The sequence below is a fragment of the Mucilaginibacter aquaedulcis genome, assembly GCF_030409325.1.
Classification (GTDB): domain Bacteria; phylum Bacteroidota; class Bacteroidia; order Sphingobacteriales; family Sphingobacteriaceae; genus Mucilaginibacter; species Mucilaginibacter aquaedulcis.
This window is the reverse complement of sequence record NZ_JAUFPR010000007.1, coordinates 1-25,408: the sequence shown is the minus strand read 5'-3', so window position 1 is coordinate 25,408 and position 25,408 is coordinate 1. Positions and strand designations below refer to the sequence as shown.

Annotated in this window: 18 protein-coding genes and 1 pseudogene; 12 read left to right on the top strand and 7 right to left on the bottom strand. The window is 45.6% G+C overall.

The genetic code is table 11. From position 1 onward, the window contains the following. Positions 1–861: 861 nt before the first annotated feature. The 3 genes from QWZ01_RS23890 to QWZ01_RS23880 form a co-directional block, all read right to left on the bottom strand. The gene (locus QWZ01_RS23890; RefSeq protein WP_290327897.1) at positions 862–2,943 is read right to left on the bottom strand and encodes a TonB-dependent receptor; all 2,082 of its coding nucleotides are present in this window, start codon (positions 2,941–2,943) and stop codon (positions 862–864) included. Between the two features lie 409 nt (positions 2,944–3,352). Continuing rightward, positions 3,353–5,476: a DUF5916 domain-containing protein gene (locus QWZ01_RS23885; protein WP_290327895.1), complete on the bottom strand. Its 2,124-nt coding sequence runs from the start codon at positions 5,474–5,476 to the stop codon at positions 3,353–3,355. A 507-nt stretch (positions 5,477–5,983) separates the two neighbouring features. After that, a complete protein-coding gene (locus tag QWZ01_RS23880; protein WP_290327893.1) occupies positions 5,984–6,589 on the bottom strand; it encodes a DUF1684 domain-containing protein in 606 nt (201 codons plus the stop codon). Positions 6,590–6,835: 246 nt separating this feature from the next. On the opposite strand from QWZ01_RS23880, the gene QWZ01_RS23875 reads away from it, so the two are divergent. Both QWZ01_RS23875 and QWZ01_RS23870 read left to right on the top strand, forming a co-directional pair. Then, a complete protein-coding gene (locus QWZ01_RS23875) occupies positions 6,836–8,551 on the top strand; it encodes an IlvD/Edd family dehydratase (RefSeq protein WP_290327890.1) in 1,716 nt (571 codons plus the stop codon). Between the two features lie 477 nt (positions 8,552–9,028). Then, on the top strand, positions 9,029–9,796 hold the full coding sequence (locus tag QWZ01_RS23870) for an SDR family NAD(P)-dependent oxidoreductase (RefSeq protein WP_290327888.1): 768 nt from the start codon (positions 9,029–9,031) through the stop codon (positions 9,794–9,796). A 160-nt stretch (positions 9,797–9,956) separates the two neighbouring features. On the opposite strand, the gene QWZ01_RS23865 is transcribed toward QWZ01_RS23870, so the two are convergent. Beyond that, complete coding sequence (locus QWZ01_RS23865) at positions 9,957–10,250, bottom strand: GNAT family N-acetyltransferase (protein WP_290327886.1); 294 nt, start codon at positions 10,248–10,250, stop codon at positions 9,957–9,959. Positions 10,251–10,558: 308 nt separating this feature from the next. On the opposite strand from QWZ01_RS23865, the gene QWZ01_RS23860 reads away from it, so the two are divergent. The 4 genes from QWZ01_RS23860 (at position 10,559) to QWZ01_RS23845 (ending at position 15,472) form a co-directional block, all read left to right on the top strand. Continuing rightward, complete coding sequence (locus tag QWZ01_RS23860; RefSeq protein ID WP_290327884.1) at positions 10,559–11,245, top strand: hypothetical protein; 687 nt, start codon at positions 10,559–10,561, stop codon at positions 11,243–11,245. Between the two features lie 530 nt (positions 11,246–11,775). Beyond that, positions 11,776–13,671, top strand: coding sequence for a DNA topoisomerase IV subunit B (locus QWZ01_RS23855; RefSeq protein ID WP_290327882.1), 1,896 nt, complete (start codon positions 11,776–11,778; stop codon positions 13,669–13,671). A gap of 649 nt (positions 13,672–14,320) precedes the next feature. After that, positions 14,321–14,809 carry a cytidine deaminase gene (locus QWZ01_RS23850; RefSeq protein ID WP_290327880.1) on the top strand — a complete coding sequence of 163 codons (489 nt, stop codon included), beginning with the start codon at positions 14,321–14,323 and terminating at the stop codon, positions 14,807–14,809. A gap of 3 nt (positions 14,810–14,812) precedes the next feature. Next, a complete protein-coding gene (locus QWZ01_RS23845; RefSeq protein WP_290327879.1) occupies positions 14,813–15,472 on the top strand; it encodes a GDSL-type esterase/lipase family protein in 660 nt (219 codons plus the stop codon). Between the two features lie 106 nt (positions 15,473–15,578). On the opposite strand, the gene QWZ01_RS23840 is transcribed toward QWZ01_RS23845, so the two are convergent. Next, the gene (locus tag QWZ01_RS23840) at positions 15,579–16,007 is read right to left on the bottom strand and encodes a nuclear transport factor 2 family protein (RefSeq protein ID WP_290327877.1); all 429 of its coding nucleotides are present in this window, start codon (positions 16,005–16,007) and stop codon (positions 15,579–15,581) included. 176 nt (positions 16,008–16,183) lie between these two features. Here QWZ01_RS23840 and QWZ01_RS23835 point away from each other — a divergent pair, with 176 nt between their 5' ends. The 6 genes from QWZ01_RS23835 to ftcD all read left to right on the top strand — a co-directional run bounded on the left by QWZ01_RS23835 (position 16,184) and on the right by ftcD (position 23,618). Further along, positions 16,184–16,699 (top strand): YdeI/OmpD-associated family protein, encoded by a 516-nt coding sequence (locus QWZ01_RS23835; RefSeq protein ID WP_290327875.1) that lies wholly within the window; start codon positions 16,184–16,186, stop codon positions 16,697–16,699. A gap of 64 nt (positions 16,700–16,763) precedes the next feature. Next, the gene (locus tag QWZ01_RS23830) at positions 16,764–17,273 is read left to right on the top strand and encodes a MarR family winged helix-turn-helix transcriptional regulator (protein ID WP_290327872.1); all 510 of its coding nucleotides are present in this window, start codon (positions 16,764–16,766) and stop codon (positions 17,271–17,273) included. Further along, a complete protein-coding gene (hutH, locus tag QWZ01_RS23825) occupies positions 17,266–18,825 on the top strand; it encodes a histidine ammonia-lyase (RefSeq protein WP_290327870.1) in 1,560 nt (519 codons plus the stop codon). The genes QWZ01_RS23830 and hutH overlap by 8 nt, the downstream gene beginning before the upstream one ends. Then, positions 18,803–20,473, top strand: a complete 1,671-nt coding sequence (hutU, locus tag QWZ01_RS23820) for a urocanate hydratase (protein WP_290327868.1) — start codon at positions 18,803–18,805, stop codon at positions 20,471–20,473. The genes hutH and hutU overlap by 23 nt, the downstream gene beginning before the upstream one ends. A 108-nt stretch (positions 20,474–20,581) precedes the next feature. Next, a complete protein-coding gene (gene hutI / locus QWZ01_RS23815; protein WP_290327866.1) occupies positions 20,582–21,799 on the top strand; it encodes an imidazolonepropionase in 1,218 nt (405 codons plus the stop codon). A gap of 160 nt (positions 21,800–21,959) precedes the next feature. After that, positions 21,960–23,618 (top strand): glutamate formimidoyltransferase, encoded by a 1,659-nt coding sequence (gene ftcD / locus QWZ01_RS23810; protein ID WP_290327864.1) that lies wholly within the window; start codon positions 21,960–21,962, stop codon positions 23,616–23,618. Positions 23,619–23,799: 181 nt separating this feature from the next. On the opposite strand, the gene QWZ01_RS23805 is transcribed toward ftcD, so the two are convergent. Both QWZ01_RS23805 and QWZ01_RS23800 read right to left on the bottom strand, forming a co-directional pair. Then, positions 23,800–24,576, bottom strand: coding sequence for a carbon-nitrogen hydrolase family protein (locus tag QWZ01_RS23805; RefSeq protein WP_290327862.1), 777 nt, complete (start codon positions 24,574–24,576; stop codon positions 23,800–23,802). Between the two features lie 93 nt (positions 24,577–24,669). Then, positions 24,670–25,408: pseudogene (locus tag QWZ01_RS23800) on the bottom strand (glucosamine-6-phosphate deaminase); the annotation flags it as partial.

Sequence of the window (25,408 nt, the reverse complement as noted above, 5' to 3'; positions counted from 1 at the left end):
ATTCATCACATAAGAATGTGTGAGGTTTGAGTCCCTTCTTTCGCACAAAACAAAAAGAAGTGTTTAAAACAATTTAGATTTAACTTTCCATTGTAATAGAATCCACGGTTTTGCTATCATTCATGTTAACAACCAAAATATACTGTGATACGTCTCCGCTAAATACAAAATCGAAAACAGCAAATACATCATCGTTGTCAGGATAAAAGCCTATCCTTCTCAATGTCAATACGGAAAGCATTTGCTGTTCTATAGATAGAGTTTTGTCTGCATGATTCAAGAGATCATCCAATTCACTTTGATCAAATTCATCAATATGATAAGCTAAAAAATCTTTAACATCTTCGCCGTTTTTGAAGTCGTTAAAAATTTCCTTTTTAGCAGTATTGATAATAGCTTGCGGTTCATCTAAATATTCTTTTAAAATGGAGAGTTTAGCGGGATCTATATTTGTTTCATCGAAATTTATATCCAGCTGAACTTTATCTTGTTCTATATCGATATCACTTCATAGTAATCTGTTAAAGATTCAGAATCTAATTCGTTAAAAAATGGTAGGCTAATTATCATTTTGTTTAAAGGTTGGTTTAGGTTAAACTTATGAATTAAAAAACGTAATTGAAAGATAGATTGAAAATGAATAACGAAAGAAATGTGTGATGCGCCTCTACCTTTTCTGTAACTGTAGAGGCGCATCACATGTGCCTTTTTTGATAAGAAATTATTCAATTCCCTCCCCACGGGAGGGGCGGACCGGGTGGGAGCCGGGAGGGAGGGGGGCTGCACGCAATGGATCAAAGGTTGCTAACCCCTTCCTCCTCCTTCCCCAAGGACGGAATCGCACAGGCCGGATTTCTCAAATTAAAAAACAACACCCATGCCCACAGTATAATTCCTCAAAGGCGCTGCATTATAATAACGGTTGCCAACGGCGTTCAGGTCATTCCCCAGGCTGTATTTTTTATTCAGGATATTATCGGCACCGGCATAAATTTCCAGGTGTGTTTTGCTGCCGATGGTTGGTTGCCAGCTTGCTTTGGCCTGTAACAGATTATAGCCCGCGGCATAAACGGTATTGCCATCATTCAGCGGAATGCGGGAGGTATAATTATGCTGTGCAAACAGCGATAGGTTATACGGCACTCTCAACTGTAAACTGGTTACAAATACCTGCCTTGGTACACCTGTAAGGTTATTGCCCGAGTAGCTGGTACTCGCATTGGCATAATCCCTGAAGGTGAATTTACTGTAGGTATACGATTCATTGAATTGCAGCCCACGCACAAAATTATGGCTGTTCGGGCGAATGAGCCAGTCGGTAAAGGAAAGTTCAATCCCTAGTTGATTGGTACCGCCTGCGTTAATGTAATGTTCCGTTTCATCGGCATTTACCCGGCGCACAATGGCATTGCTAATGCGGTAGTAAAAACCTGATACATCCAGGAACATGGTTTCGTCCTGGTTGCGCAGGCGGAAACCAGTTTCATAGTTCCAGCCGGTTTGTGCTTGCAGGGCAGTGTTCACGATATTGTCCGTAGGCCTAACTTCGGCTGTGGTTGGGGTAGAGTAACCACGGCTTACCGATGCCCGCCAGATAAAGCTGTTGGTTAGCTGGTAGCTTAGCGCCAACCTCGGCATCAATTGCGGTGTAAAGTTGCGGTTGGTAAAATCGGTTTGGGCAAGCGGGTAAATATTTTTAAAATCATACTCGTACCAGTTCAGGCTCAGTGCGGCTTCCAGGTGCAGGCGTTTGTAAATATCGGCCTGGTAGCGGGCAAATATGAAATGCTGGTTGGTGTGTATGTAGTCGCTGGTTTGGGTGGTGTCTTTCGCGCCCTTGTTATTGCCATAATTGCTGATGATGGAGTTGGTTTGCTGCCACTCCATGCCCAGATTCACTTTCCAGTTCAGGTTTTCTTTAGGCAGGCCTATCAGCTCAAAATAAGTGCGGAAACCAAAGGTGTTTTCGCTGCGCTGCTCAAAGTTGGTGATGAAAGGATTGGCAAAATCAACACGGTTGCCAAAAACGGCCAGCACGTTGCGAATACGATCTGTAAAATGATACTCATTCACCAGGCCACCGAGGTACATAGTGGTGCTAATGCCGATATGCTGTTGTAAAGCTCCGGGCACTACCGGCGTTGGCAAGCGGGCCAGCCGCGGATCGGTATTGAACTGAGCCAGCGTTAAACCACCCGGTGTTTCGTAGGCCAGGTCGGAGTATAGGCCCAGAAAACGTAATTCGTTTTTGCCGCTGTAATTCCATTTATCGGCCATCTGCACATAATTGCGGCTCATGTTACTATTTTGGCGGTAGCCCTGGTAAGCCTGGTAGCTTTGATTAATGCTGAGCAGGTTTTTGCCAAACTGCTGTTGAATATTGGCTTTTTCATGAAATAACCCGTATGAGCCGGTGTTGATACCGATTGAGCGGTAGCTGCTATCAGCATAACGATTGGTGGGGCTCAGCAGCATTACACCGCCCGAGTTGGCGCCGAACAAACTGCCATCGGGGCCTTTTAAAATTTCAATGCTGGGTACGCTGGCTATATCAATACTATTTAAATAGGTGTTGCCGCCTGCATCAGTTAGGGGTATCTCATCAAAATAAACCTTTACATCGCGCACCCCAAAAGGCGACCGCAGTAAACTCCCCCTGATAGATAGCCTGTAACTCCCCGGCGACCGCTCCTCGGCCCTTATCCCCGGTACAGTATTCAACGCGCTTACAAACGAATTATCGGGCTGTAATTTTAATTGGGCCGCTCCCAAAACGCTTACAGAGGCGGGCACGCTGATCACCGGCTGCTCGCTCAGGTAACCTTTAACGGTAACGGTTTGCAAATGGGTAGTATCTCGTTTGGTCGCAGTTTTTTTGGTTTGCGCGCTGGCACTAATAACGGCTGCAAAGGCCAAAACAAGTGTAGTATAAGTTTTTAACATAAACACATAGGTAGAACCCAAAAATATGTGTTTTAACCTGTAAAACCATGGGTATAATAGTAATGTTGCGCATAGGGTTTAACCAGCTTTCAGCTGATGTAAGCTGGAAGCTTACTGCATGCCTACCACGAGATACGCTGCCCTAATCTCGCGGTAGCAGAAGAAGTAAAGGAAAAATTGTCATTACGAACGAAGTGTGGTAATCGCGAACTTTACAGAGAAAACTTGCATTTCCGCGATTGCTTCGTTTCTCGCAGCAATGATATTTTTTGCAGTTTCATCATAATCTCAGTTTAAAAGGGCCTGTCATCCTGAGCTTATGGGAAGGATCGCGCGCAAAGGCCCTCCCACCATGCTTCGACTGGGCTCAGCATGACATCCATTTACCCTCGCACCTCAATCCTCACTCCTAAATATTACACCAGTAAGTCCATTTAATAACCAGCTGGCGGTTTTTAACGGTGTAAGGTGAAGGGATAGAATTATCGCCATAAACAATAAAAAAGTCGGATGCCGGTTTGTAACGCCATTGCATACGGATATTGGTGTTGATGTTTTTAACCTGCCCGTTGTATTGAATGTAGGTAGTAAAGTAAAGCGTATTGCTTACGGTAACATCGGTACGGGGGCCTATGAGCCAGAAACTGGTATTACCATAAGGCTGCGGCAGTTGAAGATCGTTATATGAACTGTTGATAGCGATGTTTACATAAGGTTGAAAGCGGTAACCCAATTGGCCTATGATACTTGTTTTATGGCCGTTCTGGTAATATCCGCCATAAGCGGCTTCGGCCAGGTAAGTGAATACAGACTGGGGCTTTGATACAAACTGGGCGTCCACCGTGTTCCAGTGATTTTCGGTGCCGATGGGCAGCGGGGTTTTACCGGTATTGGTAGGGTCAAAGGGAACCAGCAGTTTGATGTAATCATTAATGGCCGATAGCGTGAACGTGCTGCGGTTACGCATGGTGATAATGTAAGCCAGGGTACTTTCATTATCGGTACGCTTAAACTGTTCGTTGAAATAGTAATTGGAGGTAAGCTGAATACCGTGGATGAGGACATCGCCAGATTTTGGAAAAAAGTTGCGCAGCAACAGCGGACTGATCTTGTTATAACCCGTACGCGGAACATAGCCGACTCCGGCAGTGTAGTTTTTGCCTACATACTCTTCCTGCAAATAGGCTGTCCAGTATTTACTCAGGTATTGCAGGTGCCCGGCCGCCACAAAATCATGCCCCTTTAAACCGGGCGAAAATGATTTTATACCCAGCAGCTTACCCGTTAACAGGTTGTTTGACGATGCCAGGTTAAACTCCATACCCACGTTGCGGTTGTACTGATTGCCGGGAGTGGTGCTGCCTGTAGCATCTTTATTAATAAACATAAAGCCGATGTTGGAGCGGGCAAATACCCGGCGCTGCAGGGTAAGCACGCCAAAGTTTTCGGCAGGCGAAGCGGCCGCATCCGATTCGCCGGTTTGTATATCCATCAGGCCTACGCGCCAGTCTTTATCGAGTTTGCCGGTAAGCCTGGTGCCAAACCTGATAGGGGCATTTAGCCCGATACGGCGCGAAAAGAAAGGGCGAATATCAGCATAACCAAAGTTTGCAAACAAGTCGCCATTCTCTAAAAAGAACTGACGTTTTTCGGGGAAAAAGAGTTCGTAGCGGTTCAGGTTAACTACCTGCTGGTCCACATCTACCTGCGAAAAATCGGGGTTTACGGTAAGGTCGAGGTTGAGGGATGAGGTAAGGCCTATCTTGGCATCGCCGCCAATTTCTTTTTTCCAGGCAGTACCGGTTTTGGCCTGGTAATCTTTGGAGATCCCGCTTAGTGCATAGGGGATCAGGGAAATGTTAGTGCCAGCATCAGGCGGTAATTCGTCCCAAATCAACGAGCCGGTATAGGCCAGCGATGCGGTAGGGAACTGCCTTGGCACTGGTGCCCAGGCCGATTTTTCGGTGGTTTTTAAATCGTTACGGCTAAAGTTAACACCCCATACGCCCACACCTTTTTTATAACGGATACTTTTAAACGGGATGGCGGCTTCAAAAACCCAGCGGTCGGGGTAATTTTTTACTACGGATGTCCACTTGTTGTCCCAGCTCAGGTCAACTTTGCCGCCCTCATACATGGTACCATCCCATTGGGCCCCGGCTGCATTGGCCCCAAAGCTGAAACCATCGGTACGGGCATCAAAGGGATCCAGAAAAAATATGAAGTTATCGTTCTTTACAAAGTTAAAATCGCGTTTTAAAGACTCAACCATGTACTGGCCTTCCTGCTTGTTGTAACAGGTGGCAATAATGTACAGGTTGTTATTGTCAAAGGTCATGCGCACTTCGGTATGTACACTGGCCTTGCTGGTATCCATAGGGGTAACCATGAAAAAGCTGCTGGCCGAATCGGCTTTGAGCCAGGCATCATCCATTGCGCCATCAATAACAATTGGCCCTGCCGCCCTGCGTATGTGGTACTGAAATGCCGCGTTCTTTTTTTGATTTTGAGCCGATGCTGTGTATGCAAACAAGCAAAATGGTAAAAGCATGCATAGCAATTTGCCTGGTGAAAAGGTAAAAGTGAGGTTCAAATTAGTGCTTGTTTGGGTTTTTTAAATCGATTTACTGGCGGGGTTAAGTTAATAATAATTCAGATTGCTTTTATGTAATGTATCTGATACGAAAGCAATGCATGCAGCATTTGATCATCTTGAAGGTCAATAAATTGGTTTACAGTTGGTGTACGAATAACACTTTTGAAAACGTGAATATAAGGTTGTTTTTTAAATTAAGAAAGAGTTTTTTGAGGGGAGGTGCGGCGAGTGGGGTGTGTGGTGCGGAGGGGGGAGTGGGGTGCGTGGTGCGTGGTGCGGGGAAAGAATATGGGCTGTTTATTGTTTTAAACACTTACGAAGTTTTTAAAACTTCGTAAGTGTGCCGTATTGTCTGAACCACGATTATATAAAACTAAATCCTTTAATCCGATAAATCAGTTTAATCGTGGTTCAGACAAATATTGCGATTGCTTAGTTAACCAATCAATGCTTCACTTCCTTAGCGTATAACTTCTCACCTGCTTCAATAGCTATGGGGAGGCGGTTGCCGTCGGGTGGTTTAGGGCAGGTATAGCCATTGCCGAAAGCGCAGTAGGGGTTATAGGCTTTGTTGAAATCAACTATCACTGTACCATCTTTAAAATCGCCCTCGCGCAGGTCAATATACCGGCCACCGCCGTAGGTAGTTGATCCGTTGGTGTCATCCATAAAAGGCAGGAAAATATAATCGCTGTATTGTGGGTTTTGAGAAAGCATGGTGTTTTTGTACACGGTAAGTTCAAGCGGTTTACCTTTAAGGGTAAACTTGAGCAGGGCATAAGGCCTGTGTTCTTTTCCCGCTCCGCTGAAAACCGGCATAATAAAAGCCTGCGCGTTTACCAATATCTGTACTTTGGCAGTTACCCGGTAAGTGCTGTCGGCATCATAAAAACGGAGGTATTGCAGGTCTTCCTGTTTTAACGGCGAGCGCGGGTCGGTCAAAAAATCGGCCATATAGCTTTTGCGGAACTCCGCTATCTGGGTTTTATGATCTTGAGCAAAGCAATTAATCGAAACAAGCAGCAACAAAAGCAGGAAGTATTTTTTCATGATGAATTAGCGGTTGGCCTGTGCTAATATAGGGAAAAACAAAAAACGATTTGTCATGCTGACCGGAGTGAAGCATCTATTCGGCAGTTTGCATTGTTCAAGAATAGATCCTTCGCTCTCGCTCCGGGTGGCAATCTCATATACGTTTCGGGTTCTAACCCCCACAACTTTTATCTTCCCTTAAATACCTAAAACGATTTACAGAAAATTATATTTGCTTATTGAACCTATAATACCAATAATTTTATGGAGAGTAAACCGCTAAGAAGCCGGCAATGGTTTGGAAAAACGGGTAAGGACGGCTTTATTTACCGCGCCTGGATGAAAAATCAGGGTATTCCTGCTCACCAGCTACAGGGTAAGCCGGTGATAGGCATTTGCAATACATGGTCGGAACTTACGCCCTGCAACGCGCATTTCAGGGAGCTGGCCGAATCTGTAAAGAACGGTATTTATGAGGCCGGGGGCTACCCGGTGGAGTTCCCCGTAATGTCATTGGGTGAAACTTTAATAAAACCTACTGCCATGTTATATCGTAACCTGGTGAGTATGGATGTGGAGGAATCTATCCGCGCCAACCCGGTGGATGGGGTGGTGCTGCTTTGCGGCTGTGATAAAACCACACCTGCCCTTATCATGGGGGCCTGCAGTGTGGATATCCCTACCATCGTGGTATCGGGCGGCGCCATGCTTACCGGTAAATACCGCGGGCATGACATTGGTACCTCAGATATATGGCGCTTTGCCGAAGATCACCGGGCCGGCCACATGAGCGACGAGGAGTTGTACACCGCCGAAGCCTGCATGGCCCGCAGCCGTGGGCATTGCGCGGTAATGGGCACGGCATCAACCATGGCTTGTATGGTGGAGTCGTTAGGGCTTTCGCTGGCCGAGAATGCCGCTATTCCTGCTGCTGATTCGCGCAGAAAAGTGCTGGCGCATTTATCAGGCAACAGGATTGTTGATATGGTTAGAGAAGATCTGAAAATGTCAGACATACTTACGCCCCAGGCCTTTGAAAATGCCATCAGCGTAAACGCAGCCATTGGCGGGTCAACCAATTTTATTATTCATTTGCTGGCTATTGCGGCACGCATTGGAGTTGATCTGAATATGGACGATTTTAATACCACCGCCAAAAAGATCCCGCTGCTGGCCAACCTGCAACCATCGGGCCAGTATTTTATGGAAGATTTTTATTATGCCGGCGGCCTGCCCGCCCTGATGAAAGAGCTGCGTGAAGTATTGAACGAAGATGCCATCACCGTGAGCGGCAAACCCATCAAACACAATTACGAACGCAGTGAATGCTTTAACCGCGACATGATAGCCACCTGGAAAAAACCTTTTAACGAGGTTGCAGGCATCGTAGTGCTGAAGGGTAATTTATGTGAGAACGGGGCTGTAATGAAACCATCGGCAGCAAGTACCGAACTCATGATCCATACCGGCCGTGCCATTGTGTTTGAGGATATTGAAGATTACAAGAACAAAATAAACGACCCTAACCTGGAGGTTGATGAAACCAATGTACTGGTGCTCAAAAACGTTGGCCCTAAAGGCTACCCCGGTATGCCGGAGGTGGGTAATATGTCTATCCCCAAAAAGCTGTTGGATAAAGGCGTACGCGATATGGTACGGATATCTGACGGGCGCATGAGCGGCACCGGCTTTGGTACGGTGGTGCTGCATGTTTCGCCCGAGGCCGCGGTAGGCGGTACGCTGGCTATTGTACAGGATGGCGACATCATCAGCCTTGATGTTTACGCGGGTACTTTGCATCTCGACGTAAGTGATGCGGAGATAAACGCCCGTAAGGAGAAGCTGGTACTGCATACCAACATCAGCAAACGGGGCTACGTGCATCTTTACCAAACCCACGTGGAGCAGGCCCACCTGGGTGCCGACTTTGACTTTTTAAAAGGAGGTTCGGGCAGCGAGGTGGTGAGAGATTCGCACTGATTAATTGTTGAATTAATGAGTTATTGAATTATTGATTGCGGAATATACTCGCCCGACGATGTTTCGCTGGAAAGAGGGCGGGGGAAATAAATATATCATTGCGAGCGTAGAGTGGCAGAAGCCCCCTCTAAAGTCTTTTTTTTTAAGCCCTCTCCTTTGGAGAGGGTTGGGTGAGGTTCTTGTTGGTAAGTAAAAGGTCAGGTACGATTCCCCTCTTGAGAGGGGCGGAGGGGTGTGTTATCAAACGGAAGAACACACCCCTGCCAACACACTGGCTTACGCTCCCCCTCTCGAGAGGGGAAATGGAAAGATTGATTGGGTTAAGGACTGAAAGCAGGGGTCAGGTGCGATTCCCCTCTTGAGAGGGGCGGAGGGGTGTGTTATCAAACGGAAGAACACACCCCTGCCAACACACTGGCTTACGCTCCCCCTCTCAAGAGGGGAATGAAAAAATGAATTATATCAACCTAAATAAATATGACAGACGGAAATTTTACCGGACAGGTTGCCATTGTAACCGGCGCTGGACTGGGTATAGGTTTTGAAATTGCCAAACAAATAGCCCTGCAGGGTGGCACTGTACTGCTTAATGACGTGAACCCGCAGCTGGCTACTAATGCTGCCGAGGCCATCACTAAACTGAGCGGCAATTGTATTGCTTTGGATGGCGACGCTGCCGATGTTGACTTTATACAGCACATGGTTGATACTGCGGTTAAGCAATTTGGCAAGCTCACCATAGCTATAGCCAATGCCGGGATTACCTTATTTGGCGATTTTTTAAATTATCCGGCAAAGTCGTTACAAAGCGTTATGAACCTGAATTTGCAGGGGAGTTTCTTTTTGGCGCAGCGCGCGGCACGGCAAATTATTGATCAAAAAAGCGGGGGGAGCATATTGTTCATGTCGTCGGTAACGGGGCACCAGGCACATAAGGACCTGGCTGCATACGGCATGACCAAGGCCGGGCTCGAGATGCTGGCCAAAAGCCTGGTGGTTGAACTGTCTGAACATCAGATCACGGTGAATACAGTAGCTCCGGGAGCCACCCTAACTGAGCGAACTATGGAAGATGCCGCTTACCAGGATACCTGGGCACGCATCACCCCTATGGGCAGGGCAGGCACCGTACAGGATGTGGCCAACGCGGTGTTGTTCCTGGTATCGCCGCAGGCCAAACAAATTACCGGGCAAAACATTGTGGTAGATGGCGGCTGGTCGGCAGTGAGTACATCGCCTTATTGATTAACGGGCTGCCTGAACGGGGATTTGTATTATTGAATAATAATTTGTCATTGCGAGGAGGAACGACGAAGCAATCGCGAACTATGTTATTCTCTCAGCCTCTGTGCGATTGCCACGCTTCGCTCGCAATGACATGATGTTTAAGCTAACCGTAAATGCCTCAATCAAACTTGGCCCTTAAGCGGTTCCATTCGGGGTGGCGTTTCAGGTAGGATATGATGTAGGCACAAAGCGGTACCATTTTTAAATTATGCTGCTCCAGGTACAGGAAAGTTTTTTCAACCAGATCGGCAGCTATACCTTTGCCTTCCATTTCTTCAGGAACCTCAGTGTGGATGAGGTATACATTGTCGCCTCTTTTTTTGTAATCAACAAAAGAGCGGGTTCCGTCAACTATAAGTTCATAATTATGTATGGGCTCATTATCAATTAGTGGAATATCAGGATATTTCATATATTATGGTGCGGTTATGAGGTGTAACAAAAAAACAATTAAACGGTAACATACCGGCCTTGTTTGCATCTGATGTAAAGATAAAAGCAAGAGTCAGTATCACTAACATAAGTAATTTTAATTGATGATATTTGTTTGCGGCTCAAATAAATTGAACAATCATCCGTTTGTAATACGGTTAAAATGAATAGTCAAAAGCAGCTGGCCTTTGTCTATTTGCTTAAATTTTTAATTAGTTTTGATTTGTATTCCTACTTTTATACAATTTTTATAAAGTTACTTTAAAGCACGTTGTGTTTCGCCCCGAAATGAAAGCTATTGTTAAACTGACCAGGCAACTATTTATACAGTTTGTGCTTTTATTTTTTGTTACCGCTGGTGAAGCTCAGGTAACAGAATCCCATTCATTAAAACCGGCTAAGCGTAAAACATTGGTTGCCGAACAGGCAAAAGTTCAGGGGAGCGCCCAGTTCAGAGAGTTTTCAGTATTGTTGAACCAGGCCAATGTTGCTTTTACTTTTCCAAAAGGATTTAAAGAGATACGTGCTGTTAATAACGAAGATTTTTCCTTTGACTATGCCATGCAAATGCCAGGGAAAGATTTTGAGGTTTGGTTCCAGGTAAAATCGCAGAAAGAAAACTGGGCCAGTTACGAACGTGCGGATAGTGATAATGGAAAGGAGTTGGCTAATCCCGATTCGTTATATATAGATATGGGTAAGGCCCATGCCACTGCCTTTACCGGCGACAGGAATTACTTTGTGCGCAACATGCCGCAAAACGTATTAACTCGCTACAATGCCGATGCCGGAAAATCATACCTGCTTAACCTGCTCGATCTGCCTGCCACCAAACATTACAAATACGCCCTGCTTATTACCCTGCAGCGCAACCATACAGGCACCATTGTAATGGTTTGCTTTACTAACGAGAAAGATCCCGAGTTTTTTAAAAATATTGACAGGGCCACTAACTGCCTTAAGTTTAAAGTTTAAGGATGTTAGCCGGGGTTGTTTTTTTAGTCGACTCACCCCGACTGCGCTACGCTTGTCACCCCTCTCTGCCCTTCGGGCAAAGAGGGGTTTTTCTTTTTCTTTTCTTTTTTTCTCCGCGCCCTCTTTCCGGCGAAGCCGAAGAGAGAGCCGACCAGCGAAGCGGTGTCGGGGTGAGTTGATTACGCTTGTAACTTGCTATTTGATTATCGTATGGTCGACTCACCCCGACTTCGCTACGCTTGTCACCCCTCTCTGCCCTTTGGGCAAAGAGGGGTTTTATTTTTCTTTTTTTCTCCGCGCCCTCTTTCCGGCGAAGCCGAAGAGAGGGTCGACCAGCGAAGCGGTGTCGGGGTGAGTCAACTGCACCAGGCAATCTTCAAGCCTGAGTGAATCAAACCTTTATTTTACCACTTACCATTATCAAAATTACAAATGTTGATAAGTTGACAGTTTTGAATCAAAAGTTCGGAACCGAAACTATATTTTTGCATGAGGTGCATTTTGCGCTTTTTTTTAAATCCACTTTGTAAATGGCAGACGCAGTTAATTATAGTGAAGATAGTATCCGCTCGCTGGATTGGAAGGAACACATCCGTTTACGCCCCGGTATGTATATCGGTAAACTGGGCGATGGTTCAGCTTATGATGATGGTGTTTATGTATTGCTTAAAGAGATCATTGATAACTCCATTGATGAGTTTGTAATGGGATCGGGCAGAACCATTGAAGTAAACATGAGCGATCACAAAGTATCTGTTCGTGATTATGGCCGTGGTATCCCGCTGGGTAAAGTGATTGATTGCGTATCAAAAATTAATACCGGTGGTAAATATGACAGCAAGGCCTTTCAAAAATCAGTAGGTTTAAATGGTGTGGGTACCAAGGCAGTTAACGCCCTCTCAAATGCGTTTGTGGTACAATCATACCGCGATGGCCGTACCAAACTGGCTGAATTTGCCAAAGGTGAGCTGATTCGCGATGAGGCGGAAAAAGACACTACTCAACGCAACGGTACTGCGATAAACTTTACGCCCGACGATACCATTTTCAGGCACTACCGCTTTATACCTGAGTTTGTTGAGAGCATGATCTGGAATTACGTGTATCTGAACTCTGGGCTTACACTTAACTTTAACGGACAAAAATATTTTTCAGAGCGGGGTCTTTATGATCTGCTTACCCGCCATACCGATGCCGAAACGCTGCGTTATCCTATCATTCACCTTAAAGGCGAAGATATTGAGATAGCCATGACCCACGGCCAGGCTTACGGCGAAGAATACTACTCGTTTGTGAACGGCCAAAACACTACACAGGGCGGCACCCACCAGGCGGCTTTCCGTGAGGCAGTGGTTAAAACCGTGCGCGAGTTTTATAAAAAAGAATATGACGCTGCTGATATCCGTGCATCTATAGTAGCAGCCATTGCTATTAAAGTACAGGAGCCGGTATTTGAATCGCAGACTAAAACCAAGCTGGGTTCGCAAAATATTGGTCCGGAAGGCCCGTCGGTTCGTGGTTTCATCAATGATTTTGTTAAAAAGGAATTAGATAACTACCTCCATAAAAACCAGGCTGCTGCCGATGCATTGCTGAAACGCATTCTGCAATCGGAACGTGAGCGTAAGGATATTGCCGGTATCAAAAAACTGGCCAACGAACGTGCTAAAAAGGCATCATTACATAACCGCAAACTGCGCGATTGTAAGCTGCACTTTGAAGATACGCACGAGCGCCGCCAGGATACTACCCTGTTTATTACGGAAGGTGACTCGGCCAGCGGATCCATCACCAAATCGCGCGATGTGATGACGCAGGCTGTTTTCAGCTTAAAGGGTAAACCGCTAAACTGCTACGGGCTTACCAAAAAGGTGGTTTATGAAAATGAAGAGTTTAACCTGCTGCAGCACGCCCTGAACATTGAGGATGGTCTTGATGCGTTACGCTACAACAATATCGTAATAGCTACCGATGCCGATGTGGATGGTATGCACATCCGCCTGCTACTCATGACGTTCTTTTTGCAGTTTTTCCCTGACCTGGTAAAGGCAGGGCATGTGTTCATTTTGCAAACACCGCTTTTCCGTGTACGTAATAAAAAGGAAACTATTTATTGCTACAGCGATGAAGAACGAAAAAACGCCATTGCCAAGCTGGGCAACAAGCCAGAGATAACCCGATTTAAAGGTTTAGGAGAAATATCACCTGATGAGTTCGGCTTATTTATAGGTAAAGATATCCGCCTTGATCCGGTGATACTGAAAGATGCCAACATCAAGGGCTTGTTGGAGTACTTTATGGGTAAAAACACCCCAAGCCGCCAACTGCACATTGTAAATAACCTCAGGGTTGAAAAAGATGATGAAAGCATCAACCCGCTGATTGCCGTAGAAGCAGATGATTTAGCTTTGCCGGTAGCGGTGTAATTGTCAGATTGTTTGTCTGAACCAGGATTTTTGGGATTAAGGGATTAGTTGGATTTTCCTTTTCCGATATGATTAATTGGAATTTAAAGAGGTACATTACATGTGCCTCTTTTTTTGTTTGAACCACGATTTATGGGATTAAAGGATTGGTCAGATTTTTTTCATAATCAGGATGAACAAACCCCGTCGGGGGTTAAAGCTTTGCAGCCAATGTAAACACCATTTGTACCGCGCCGTAGGCACGTAACCTAAAATAGCAATTGTGCCCAATATTTCGTATCTTTATATCATAGCAGCCCGCCTTTCTGATATTGCAGAGAAGCGGGCTGATTGTTTAAGAACCCAAGTGGTGAAAATAGTCCAATATTTGTTCATTGAATTGATTGTCAATTAATTAAAACTTTTTAAAGCTTTTAAAACATCCAAAAATGCCATCAAAATGAGTTAAAAAGGTTCTTTTTATCAAAAAACACAGAATTTTGATTGTTTTTTGATCAATAACTGAATCAAAAAGTGTTAAAAAACAATTTTAAAAAGTTTGGCAAGGATAAAATTGACGGTTCAAAAACACTCCAATTTTGAATAATGCTTTGATCTTATAAAATAATCCTTATATTGTTTCCCCCGGTTTTTTGATGGGGGGATAATTATGATTAACCACGAGATAAAAATTGCTTTTGACGAATATGATTCGATAAAAGAACTGGAAACCGCCGATTATGATTTGTGTGTTGAGGCGGCCAATGCATTAAAAAATTCGCATTCACCATATTCAAAGTTTAGGGTAGGGGCCGCGCTGCGCCTGCAAAGCGGAAAGATAGTTTATGGTAGTAACCAGGAAAATGTGGCCTACCCTTCGGGCCTCTGCGCCGAGCGTGTAGCGCTGTTTTACTGGGGTGCCAATCATCCTGATGACCCGGTTGAGGCTATGGCAGTTACAGCTCAAACAAATGAATTTCAGCTTTCAAAACCGGTAACATCATGCGGCTCATGCCTGCAGGTACTGGCCGAAGTTGAAAAAAAACAGAACAAACCCATCAAGATCATCTTATATGTAGAAGAAGGGCCGGTATGGGTAATAAAGGGAATAGAAAACCAGCTACCCTTTTTATTTTTTGAAGAACGACTAACTACATAAACCATGAAATCAAAACTGTTATTATTTTTCCTGGGCTGTATTTTTGCGTCGAATGTGTTTGCCCAGCAGGGTTTCCCATTTGATAATGAGATCAGGGCCTTTAAACATCAGGATAGTTTAAGCTTTCCTAAACCTAACGGCATATTGTTTATCGGCAGCTCATCCATCCGTCTCTGGGCCGATCTGGAACAACGCTTTGCCGATAAACCGATCATTAAGCGGGGAGTTGGCGGATCAACCATAGCGCAATTGGTTGATTATTATACACCTTACATATTGTTCCCGTACCAGCCGCGCAAAATATTTATTTACGCCGGCGAAAATGACATTGCCGATGGTAAGCCAGCCGCATTTGTTTCGGAAGAGTTTACCAAGCTATGGGAGATGATCCACCAGAAACTACCCGGAACGGAGATCTATTATATGTCGATAAAACCGAGCCCTGTACGTGCAAAATATTATGCCGAAGTAGCCAAAGCAAATGAGCTGATAAAAGGCTATCTGCAAAATAAGCCGCATAGCCATTTTGTAAACCTGGTGCCTGCCATATACAAACCAGGTACCACCGGCCCTGATTCAAGCTTGTTCAAGAGTGATTATCTGCATCTTAATCCTAAAGGTTATGATAAATGGCAGGCCGTGTTGCAGCCGCTGGTAAATTAATATATAAAGCCCAATCCAAAGGAGAGGGTTGGATGTGGCAAAAAAAAGGCCCCGCACAGCGGGACCTCTTACTTACATACATATTAACACTAAACTAAAACTAAACTTATTTAAATACGCTGTATACATTGGTTATTTTCCAGCCTTTACCGGTGTTAGTAACGGTTACCATATTGGTGCGTAAAAAGCCTTCAAACTGCATATCAACTTTTACTACTGCCATAGCTTCGTTGCTTTCAACAATAGTGGTGGTGGTAGTACATTCCTGCTCTGTATTTTTTGAAGCATTTAATGATTCAAGAATTTCGTCCTTTGAAAAATTTAATACTTTAGTACCGCGTAGCATGCTGAATTTAGCATCCGAATCTACTACTTCGCTAAAGTTTTTTACTTTACCATGTGTCATGGCGTCGATGTAAGTATTGATGGCGTAGTTTTTGGTTAAGTTGTCACCATCTGTATATGTATTTGCTTTTGCAACGCTGCAAACTACAAGTAAAGCTAATCCGAGTACTATTGATTTTAAGGTTTTCATTGTATTTGATATTAATGATTGAATGATTATTATTAATTAATTTTATACTCATAAGACAGCAGAAGTATAGCCTGCGTTACAGATTATCTAATAAATATTCACGATTTAACAATCATTTAACATATTGCGGGTTATTTTAAATACTTGGCAATAAAAAGTACCATACGCTAACCTCTATGGTTGATTTTACTACCATTATTTTACAATTTGGCGAACAGGGCGAAAAAACCGGTTGGACATACATTGAAGTTCCGGCCGATGTGGCCCTGCAAATGAAGCCCGGAAACAGAAAATCGTTCCGGGTAAAGGGTAAACTGGATGAGCTACCCATTCGTGGAATGGCTTTAATGCCTATTGGTGAGGGCAATTTTATAATGGCCTTAAAACGTGAGGTATGCAAAAATCTTCACAAACACCGCGGCGCTATGCTGCGGGTACAGCTGGAACCTGATGATGATTTCAAATATGTAATACCTGCCGATCTGCAGGAATGCTTTGAATATGAACAACCCGAAGCCTGGGAGTTTTTCAATAGTCTGGCCGAAAGTCATAGGGGTTATTTTATCAAATGGATTGATAGCGCCAAAACCGAATCTACCCGGGCTAATCGAATAGCCAGTACCATTAGTGCTATGGCCCGCCGAATGGATTACGGACAAATGCTGAGAGAACAAAAGAAAGCCAGGGAATAACTTTTCCTGAACATTGGTTGATAAATTTACTTGTATTTATATAAGCACTTATATAAATTGCATCATGAATTTATATCAAAGCCTCGGGTATTTAGTTTTGGGCAGCAGGCTGCGCCGTTTGAGCGAAGCTTTCCTGGCCGAAATTAACCGTGTATATCAAAAAGAAGGTATTGATTTTGATGCCAGCTGGTTCCCGGTATTCTACCTGTTATCAAAGAACGAGGCATTATCTATCAAGGAATTAAGTGAACAAATCGAGGTATCACACCCGGCCGCCAGCCAGCTCATTACCAATTTAAAAAAACGGGAGCTGGTTACCAGTGCCACTTGTAATGATGATGGTCGCAGGCAGTTGGTAACACTTACTGATAGCGGCAAAAAACTATTGACTCAGATATTACCCGTATGGGATGCCATCAGCACAGCAATGACCAAATTGGTTGAAAGTAATGAGCAAGCGCAGCAATTGCTGCCCGCAATAACCGGATTGGAAAACGCCTTTAGGCAGGCTAACCTTGCCGATGCTATCAGCCAGAACTTAGTTGCTAACCTAAAACCTGTCAATCATGAATAGTGTATTTAATTACGGTACCGATCATTTAACCATAGGTATTTGCCTGGATATTGCAGCGGGTAAAACAAAGGGTATTATTAATAAGGAAGCTGGGCAAGCCATCCACGCATCATGGCGCGAGGTAGAAAAAATTGTACATGCCCATCACCCGGTTTACGGAATTAATACAGGTTTTGGCCCATTGTGCGATACCCGTATTTCCGAAGCTGATACCAGCTTGTTGCAGAGTAATATCCTCAAAAGCCATAGCGTAGGCGTAGGAAAACCCATCCCGCAGGAAATTGCCAAGCTTATGCTTATTACCAAAGTACAGGCGCTTGCCCAGGGATATTCGGGTGTTGCTCCTGAAACGCTGGAGCGTATCATTTGGCATATCGATAATGATATTATCCCGGTAGTGCCCGAAAAAGGGTCTGTAGGTGCCTCTGGTGATTTGGCGCCGCTGTCGCATCTGTTTTTACCCTTGATAGGCTTAGGCAAGGTTTATGAAAATAATGAACTGATATCTGCCGGTGAATTACTGAAAAGGCACGATCTGCAACCCCTTGTTTTAGGGCCGAAAGAGGGTCTGGCGCTTATCAATGGTACTCAATTTATACTGGCCTTTGCCGTGAAAGCGGTACAGCGATTAAACGATGCACTGAACCGTGCCGATCTGATTGGTGCATTATCATTAGAGGGCTTAATGGGTTCGGCAAGGCCATTTGATGCAAGGCTGCATGCCATCCGCCCGTTTAAAGGTATCAAAATGGTGGCCGATAGGTTATTTACCTTATTAACAGGTTCGGAGATCAATTCATCGCACATTAATTGCGATAGGGTGCAGGACCCATACTCTTTAAGGTGTATGCCGCAGGTACACGGCGCGTCGCGCAATGCCTGGCTGCATCTGAAGGAACTGACCGAAATAGAACTAAACTCAGTAACCGATAACCCGGTGATTTTTAATGCTGATGATACTATCAGCGGCGGCGATTTTCATGGTCAGCCGTTAGCTTTGCCGCTTGATTATGCCACCGTGGCCGCTGCCGAACTGGGCAATATTGCCGACAGGCGCTGTTACCTCATGAGCGAAGGGCGTTATGGTTTGCCTAAGCTGCTTACTAATGATGCCGGGCTTAATTCGGGCTTAATGATACCACAGTATACTACTGCTGCTTTGGTTACCGAAAATAAAACACTGTGTTTCCCGGCCAGTGCCGATAGTGTACCTACTTCGCTGGGACAAGAAGATCACGTTTCCATGGGTTCTGTCAGCGGGCGCAAACTGCACCAAGTAATTGATAACCTGGAATATATACAGGCCATTGAGCTGCTATACGCGGCCCAGGCCGTTGATTTCAGGCGCCCCTTAAAATCAACTCCGGTTATTGAGGCCATACATGATAAAGTGAGGCAGCACGTGCCGCATATACAGGATGATCGTGTTTTTGCCGATGATATCAATAGTTTGCATCAGCTAATTACAGATGGCTCTTTGCTGGCAATAGCCAATGAAGCAGCACTTAAAAACCATATAAACCTCAGCCATGACGAGTTCGGAATTTATTAAAACATATGCCAGTCATCCGGTGTACAAGGCACCGCGAGGTATGCAGCTGCATGCCAAAAGCTGGCAAACAGAGGCCCCTTTACGGATGTTGCTCAACAACCTTGACGGGCAGGTGGCCGAAAATCCTGATGAGCTGGTAGTATACGGCGGCATTGGCCAGGCAGCCCGTAACCCCGAGGCGCTCTGTAAAATTATTGAATTACTGTTGGAGCTTGATGAGCACCATTCCTTACTGGTACAATCGGGCAAGCCGGTGGGTATTATCCGCAGCCATCCCGAGGCACCAAGGGTATTGATCGCCAACAGCAACCTGGTACCCGCCTGGGCCAATTGGGAGCATTTTAACGAACTACGTGCTAAAGGCCTGATGATGTACGGGCAAATGACAGCCGGCAGCTGGATTTACATAGGTACACAAGGTATTTTACAGGGAACTTACGAAACCTTTGTGGAATGCGGTAACCAACATTTCGGTGGCGACCTTTCCGGTAAACTCATCGTAAGTGCCGGTTTAGGAGGTATGGGTGGCGCTCAGCCCCTGGCAGCCACTATGGCTGGCGGTGTGTTTTTAGGGGCCGATGTTGATGCCTCGCGTATACAAAAACGGGTAGATACACAGTATATCGACCGTATAACTGATTCATATACCGAAGCCATTGCCTGGATAAAGGAAGCCATCGCCAAAAAGGAAACCCTCTCAGTAGGCCTGGTGAGCGATGCCGGTGATATGCTGCAACAGTTGCTGAATGATGGTATCATCCCCGATATTTTAACCGATCAAACATCGGCTCATGATCCGATTAATGGTTATGTTCCTAATGGTTTATCATTAACAGAAGCTGCCGAATTACGCAAAATCAACGCTGAAGAATATAAAAGGTTATCTCTTAAAAGTATGGCCCGGCATGTTAGCCTTATGTTGCAACTGCAACAGAAAGGTGCCATTACATTTGATTACGGGAATAACCTGCGCGAATTTGCCCGGCAGGGCGGTGAGTCGGATGCTTTTAAATTCCCCGGATTTACTCCTGCCTATATCCGCCCGTTGTTTTGTGAAGGAAAAGGGCCATTCAGGTGGGTAGCCTTATCGGGCGATCCGGAAGACATTTATACTACCGATAGGGCTTTAATGGAACTATTTCCTGAAGATAAGCCACTCATTAAATGGCTCAAAAACGCGCAGGAAAAAATAGCCTTTCAAGGATTACCTGCACGTATTTGCTGGCTGGGCATGGGCGACAGGGAGAAAGCCGGATTGCTGTTTAACGAACTGGTGAAAACCGGCAAAGTAAAAGGCCCTATTGTGATAGGTCGTGATCATTTAGATTGCGGCTCGGTAGCATCGCCCAACCGGGAAACAGAATCAATGAGGGATGGCTCGGATGCAGTTTCAGACTGGCCGCTGCTTAACCTGATGGCCAATGCTGCAGGGGGCGCCACCTGGATCTCGTTCCACCATGGTGGCGGCGTAGGCATGGGCTACTCACAGCATGCAGGCATGGTGGTTTTAGCTGATGGTTCCGAACGTGCTGAAACTTGCCTGAAACGGGTACTGCACAATGACCCTGCAATGGGAATCTTTCGCCATGCCGATGCCGGTTACGACAAGGCCCAGGAATGGGCAGATAGGTTTGGGTTGAAGGTGTAGAGCCCCACCCAACCCTCCCCGGAGCGGGAGGGTTTTAATAAGGTTGTTAATTAAATAAAGTTTTTGAAAGTCTCACCCTTTAGGGGGAGATTTAGAGGGGGCTTCAATATGAAAAAACTAATAGGTCCATTCACTCAAATATTACCGCTTACAGGGCTTGCGTTAAAAGGCGCATTAAAAGATGAGCAATTGCAGATCATCCAGCAGGGCGGGGTATTGGTGGAGGATGGACTGATCCTGGCGGTTGACGGATTTGAAAAATTAAGATCGGCCAACCCGCCGGCACAAATTGAAGAAGTTTCGGGTAGTAAAGTATTGCTGCCGGGATTTGTTGACTGCCACACACATATTTGTTTTGCAGGCAGCCGGGCCAATGATTATGCCCTGCGCACAGCGGGCAAAACTTACCTGGAAATTGCCAAAGCAGGTGGTGGTATCTGGGATTCGGTTAGCCAAACCCGTGCTGCCAATGAAGCAACATTGACAAACCTGTTGTTAAAACGTGTACAGCGGCATTTATCCGAAGGAGTTACTACTATTGAAGTTAAGAGCGGATACGGTTTAAGTATTGATGCCGAATTGAAGCAGTTAAAAGCAATCAAAGCTGCTGCCGATAAAACCCGTGCCAGCCTGATAGCTACCTGCCTGGCCGCGCACATATTGCCAAAGGATTTTGACGGCTCACATCAGGATTATCTGAAACATATTTTATATAACCTGCTGCCGCTTGTTAAGCAGCAGCAACTGGCAAAGCGGGTTGACATATTTATTGAGGAAGGTGCCTTTAACACAAGTGACGCACTTTATTACTTGAGCCGGGCCAAGCAACAGGGCTTTGAGGTAACCGTACATGCCGATCAATTTACTACCGGCGGCAGTGATGTTGCGATTAAGGCAAGGGCGGCATCAGCCGATCACCTGGAGGCCAGCACCGATTATGAGATCAGTATGCTTGCCAAATCTGATACGGTTGCTGTAACTTTGCCGGGCGCATCGTTGGGTTTGGGTATGCATTATGCCCCGGCCCGTAAACTGCTTGATGCCGGTGCCTGCGTGGCTATTGCCAGCGATTGGAACCCCGGTTCGGCGCCAATGGGCGATCTGCTGATGCAGGCTGCTGTAATAGGTGCTGCAGAAAAGCTATGCACTGCCGAAGTTTTTGCAGCATTAACTTTCCGGGCAGCATCGGCACTGAAACTAAATGACCGCGGTGTTTTAGCCGCGGGAAAGCTTGCTGATATGCAGGCCTACCCGTGTGATGATTACCGGGAAATACTATATCAGCAGGGAAAATTGAAACCGGATAGTGTGTGGACCGCTGATTAGAGATTTGAAAGCAAGGGACGGTGCGGTTCCCCTCTTGAGAGGGGTGGAGGGGTGTGTTTGTTGTACGCGAGGAATAACACACCCCTGCCATTTCACCATCCTGCGCTCCCCCTCTCAAGAGGGGAATTATAATAATAGATTTGCTTAAACTACTAAACCAATGAGCCAGAAACTAATAGAATGTGTGCCAAATTTTAGCGAAGGTGTAAACCTCGACATCATTAAACAGATCACCGATCAGGTAGAATCTGTAGAAGGTGTGCGATTGTTAAATGTTGACCCGGGTAAGGCAACCAACCGAACTGTGGTAACTTTTGTGGGCGAGCCCGATCGGGTTATTGAAGCTGCATTTCTGGTCATAAAAAAAGCTGGTGAACTCATTGATATGAGCAGGCAAAAAGGCGAGCATCCGCGGATGGGTGCAACCGATGTTTGTCCGCTGATACCTATTAGCAACATCAGCATGGAAGAAACCGCTGTTTATGCACAAAAATTAGCCAAACGGGTTGGTGAAGAATTACAGATTCCCGTTTATTTATATGAGCAGGCCCAGCCCAATAAAATTCGTAGTAACCTATCGGTGATCAGGGCAGGGGAATATGAAGGCTTTTTCAAGAAGATCAAACAACCAGAATGGGCACCCGATTTTGGCCCGGCTGAAAATGATGTAAAACGTGGTGCTACGGTAATTGGCGCGCGCGATTTCCTGGTGGCTTATAATGTGAATCTGAATACCACATCAACCCGCAGGGCTAATGCCATAGCTTTTGATGTACGCGAGGCTGGCCGAAAAATAACTGACGAAAGTGGAAAGCCTCAACATATCCCCGGCTCATTAAAAGCGGTAAAGGCTATTGGCTGGTATATTGAAGAGTACGGTATTGCTCAAATTTCTATGAACCTCACCAATATTGAGGTAACCCCGGTACACAAAGCTTTTGATGAAGTTTGCACCAAAGCCAGCAACCGTGGCATCCGGGTAACAGGTAGCGAACTGGTGGGATTAATCCCCTTAAAGGCCATGTTGGATGCCGGAATATATTTTCTGCGTAAACAACAGCGTTCGGTAGGGGTAAGCGAAAAGGAACTCATCAAAATAGCCATCAAATCAATGGGCTTGGATGAGCTTGGCCCTTTTATTCCTGAAGAACGTATTATTGAATATTCGTTAAAAGATAAGGCTGATAGTAAACTGGTGAGTATGAGTCTTGCCGCTTTTGCCGATGAAACAGCCAGTGAAAGTCCGGCTCCAGGCGGCGGTTCCATATCGGCTTATGTAGGTGCATTGGGTGCTTCACTGGCTGGAATGGTTGCTAACCTGAGTTCGCACAAAAAAGGGTGGGACAGCCGTTGGGAGGAGTTTAGCACCTGGGCCGAAAAGGCGCAGTTGTATAAACAGGAATTGATAAGTCTGGTTGATCTGGATACCACTGCGTTCAATAGTATTATGCAGGCATTTGCATTACCCAAATCAACAGATGAGGAAAAGACTGCACGCACTAAAGCCATTCAGGATGCTACCAAACAGGCAATAGAGATTCCATTTAAAGTAATGGAGGCCGCGCTAAATAGTATGGAGGTGATCAAAGCCATGGCGCTTACTGGTAATCCCAACTCTGTAACCGATGCCGGAGTAGCAGCACTTTGTGCCCGTACCGCAGTGCTGGGTGCTTTTATGAATGTAAAGATCAATGCTTCAGGTTATAAGGATAAAGATTTTGTGATCGATATTATTTATCGTGGCAACGAAATGGAACGTAAGGCCATTGCACTGGAGGGAGAGATTATTGAGTTGGTGAATGGCAAAATAGGGTTGTAAGCAAAATAGATTATGTTATTCTTCGCTGCTACTGGCCATGGCAATTAACAGGACAGACTTACGAAGTTTTTAAAACTTCGTAAGTGTTTAACAGCAAAAGCACTTTAAAGCCCTCTCCTTTTGAGAGGGTTGGGTGAGGCTCTCTTTCTTCGTCGTTCTTCCTCAATGACAGATTGGGAATTTACTCTTTCACATACAAAGGATAATCACTCTTCGCTTCTCGGCTTTTGTTCAAATCTATTTCACAGGTGATGAATTTTTCATTTTCAGAGGTAGTTCCTAACAGATTTCCTGTCATGGGTTCGGCGATGAAGCTGGTGCCTCCCCATTCAAAATCGTCATCACCCGTGCCAGATTTATTGGAACTTAAACAATAAGCGCCCGAAATTACTGCGAGTGTTTGCCCGCAGCGTGTCCAGTGGTTAATGGAACCTTCGCCGGTAGCGCGTGGGCATAATAGTAAGTCGATGCCTTGTTTGCCGTATTTGCGGGCGTATTCGTTAAACCACATTTCTGTGCAAAGCAATATGCCAATTTTAATGTCTCCTAAGTCTACAACATCAAAGGAAGGATTTGCCTCACGATCATACCAGCTTTCTTCCCAAAAGTGAGGTTCTTCAGGAAAAAATGCCTTGGTATGGATTTTTTGATGACCGATACCTTGCTGATAAACAAAAGCCGTATTAAAATATTGATCGCTCTCGATAACCGGTTTAGAATAAACAACATATTGTACCTCCAGATCTTCCACAGCAGCCATCCACTTTTCATGTTTCTGAACGCTATCAGCTTTTACGGCTTCGTTAACCGTTTTTGTTGATGCCACCCATTTGCAAAAAGGCATTTCGGGCAATAATAACAGATCGGTTTGGTTTTGGCTGAGGTGGGTCTTCAAACTTTTCCAGTCTTCTGCAAATTCAATTTCGTTATCGCTGAGTTGGCAAATGGTAATTTTCATGAGAGGAATTGTAAAGGATAAACGAAGATAGGCAACCTGTAAATAAAAAAGGCCAGTGCAAGCACCGGCCCTTTCACAAATATAGGTGGATGATTAAAATCGGTATCTTACGAACGCCTCCATGGCTTCATATTCGGCCAGTCCGAGGCGGTCATAGCGTTGGGCGGTGTCGCGGGTGCGGTCTTCGGCACGTACCCAGAACTCACGGGCATCATCACCCGGGAACACCGGACGATCCTTCTGCGACTGGTGCTTGAAGATCGCGTTACGCTTGCGGATCACTTCCTGAGGTGAAAGCGGCACCGCCATCTCGATCTCGAATGGCTCAAACTCCTGCCATGCACCGCGGTACATCCACAGCCAGCAGTCGTCTACCCAGGCTTCTGTGCCTTTCAGGCGTTTCAATGCCGCCAGGATAATGTTGAAACATACCAAATGCGTTCCGTTCGGGTCGGCAAAGTCACCGGCAGCGAAGATCTGCTGTGGTTTTACTTTTTGCAGCAGGTCGATGGTCAGCTGGATATCCGCCTCGCCTGCCGTGTTCTTCTTGGTCTTGCCGGTTTCGTAAAACGGCAGGGCCATAAAGTGGATATGGTCGTCAGGTAAACCCGCATACCTCGCGCCGGAGATGGCTTCCGTTTTGCGGATAAAACCCTTCACGTTGCGGATCTCCTGGGTATCGATCTGGTTAGGTTGTTTCTGCGGGAAAAAGGCACGCATCTCTTCATACAGGTTTTGCAGGTGGTTACTGTCCTCGCCAATGCTGTTGGTAAAGTCGATGGCAAACTCCATGTAGCGCAGTACGTCATCATCCCATACGGCGGTATTGCCC

Coding starts and splice junctions, on each gene's coding strand:
- QWZ01_RS23850 (WP_290327880.1), top strand. CDS start 14,321: ATGATTAACCACGAGATAAAAATTGCTTTTGACGAATATGATTCGATA.
- QWZ01_RS23875 (WP_290327890.1), top strand. CDS start 6,836: ATGGAGAGTAAACCGCTAAGAAGCCGGCAATGGTTTGGAAAAACGGGT.
- ftcD (WP_290327864.1), top strand. CDS start 21,960: ATGAGCCAGAAACTAATAGAATGTGTGCCAAATTTTAGCGAAGGTGTA.
- QWZ01_RS23835 (WP_290327875.1), top strand. CDS start 16,184: ATGGTTGATTTTACTACCATTATTTTACAATTTGGCGAACAGGGCGAA.
- QWZ01_RS23805 (WP_290327862.1), bottom strand. CDS start 24,576: ATGAAAATTACCATTTGCCAACTCAGCGATAACGAAATTGAATTTGCA.
- hutH (WP_290327870.1), top strand. CDS start 17,266: ATGAATAGTGTATTTAATTACGGTACCGATCATTTAACCATAGGTATT.
- QWZ01_RS23830 (WP_290327872.1), top strand. CDS start 16,764: ATGAATTTATATCAAAGCCTCGGGTATTTAGTTTTGGGCAGCAGGCTG.
- QWZ01_RS23860 (WP_290327884.1), top strand. CDS start 10,559: ATGAAAGCTATTGTTAAACTGACCAGGCAACTATTTATACAGTTTGTG.
- QWZ01_RS23865 (WP_290327886.1), bottom strand. CDS start 10,250: ATGAAATATCCTGATATTCCACTAATTGATAATGAGCCCATACATAAT.
- QWZ01_RS23855 (WP_290327882.1), top strand. CDS start 11,776: ATGGCAGACGCAGTTAATTATAGTGAAGATAGTATCCGCTCGCTGGAT.
- QWZ01_RS23840 (WP_290327877.1), bottom strand. CDS start 16,007: ATGAAAACCTTAAAATCAATAGTACTCGGATTAGCTTTACTTGTAGTT.
- QWZ01_RS23880 (WP_290327893.1), bottom strand. CDS start 6,589: ATGAAAAAATACTTCCTGCTTTTGTTGCTGCTTGTTTCGATTAATTGC.
- QWZ01_RS23870 (WP_290327888.1), top strand. CDS start 9,029: ATGACAGACGGAAATTTTACCGGACAGGTTGCCATTGTAACCGGCGCT.
- hutU (WP_290327868.1), top strand. CDS start 18,803: ATGACGAGTTCGGAATTTATTAAAACATATGCCAGTCATCCGGTGTAC.
- QWZ01_RS23890 (WP_290327897.1), bottom strand. CDS start 2,943: ATGTTAAAAACTTATACTACACTTGTTTTGGCCTTTGCAGCCGTTATT.
- hutI (WP_290327866.1), top strand. CDS start 20,582: ATGAAAAAACTAATAGGTCCATTCACTCAAATATTACCGCTTACAGGG.
- QWZ01_RS23845 (WP_290327879.1), top strand. CDS start 14,813: ATGAAATCAAAACTGTTATTATTTTTCCTGGGCTGTATTTTTGCGTCG.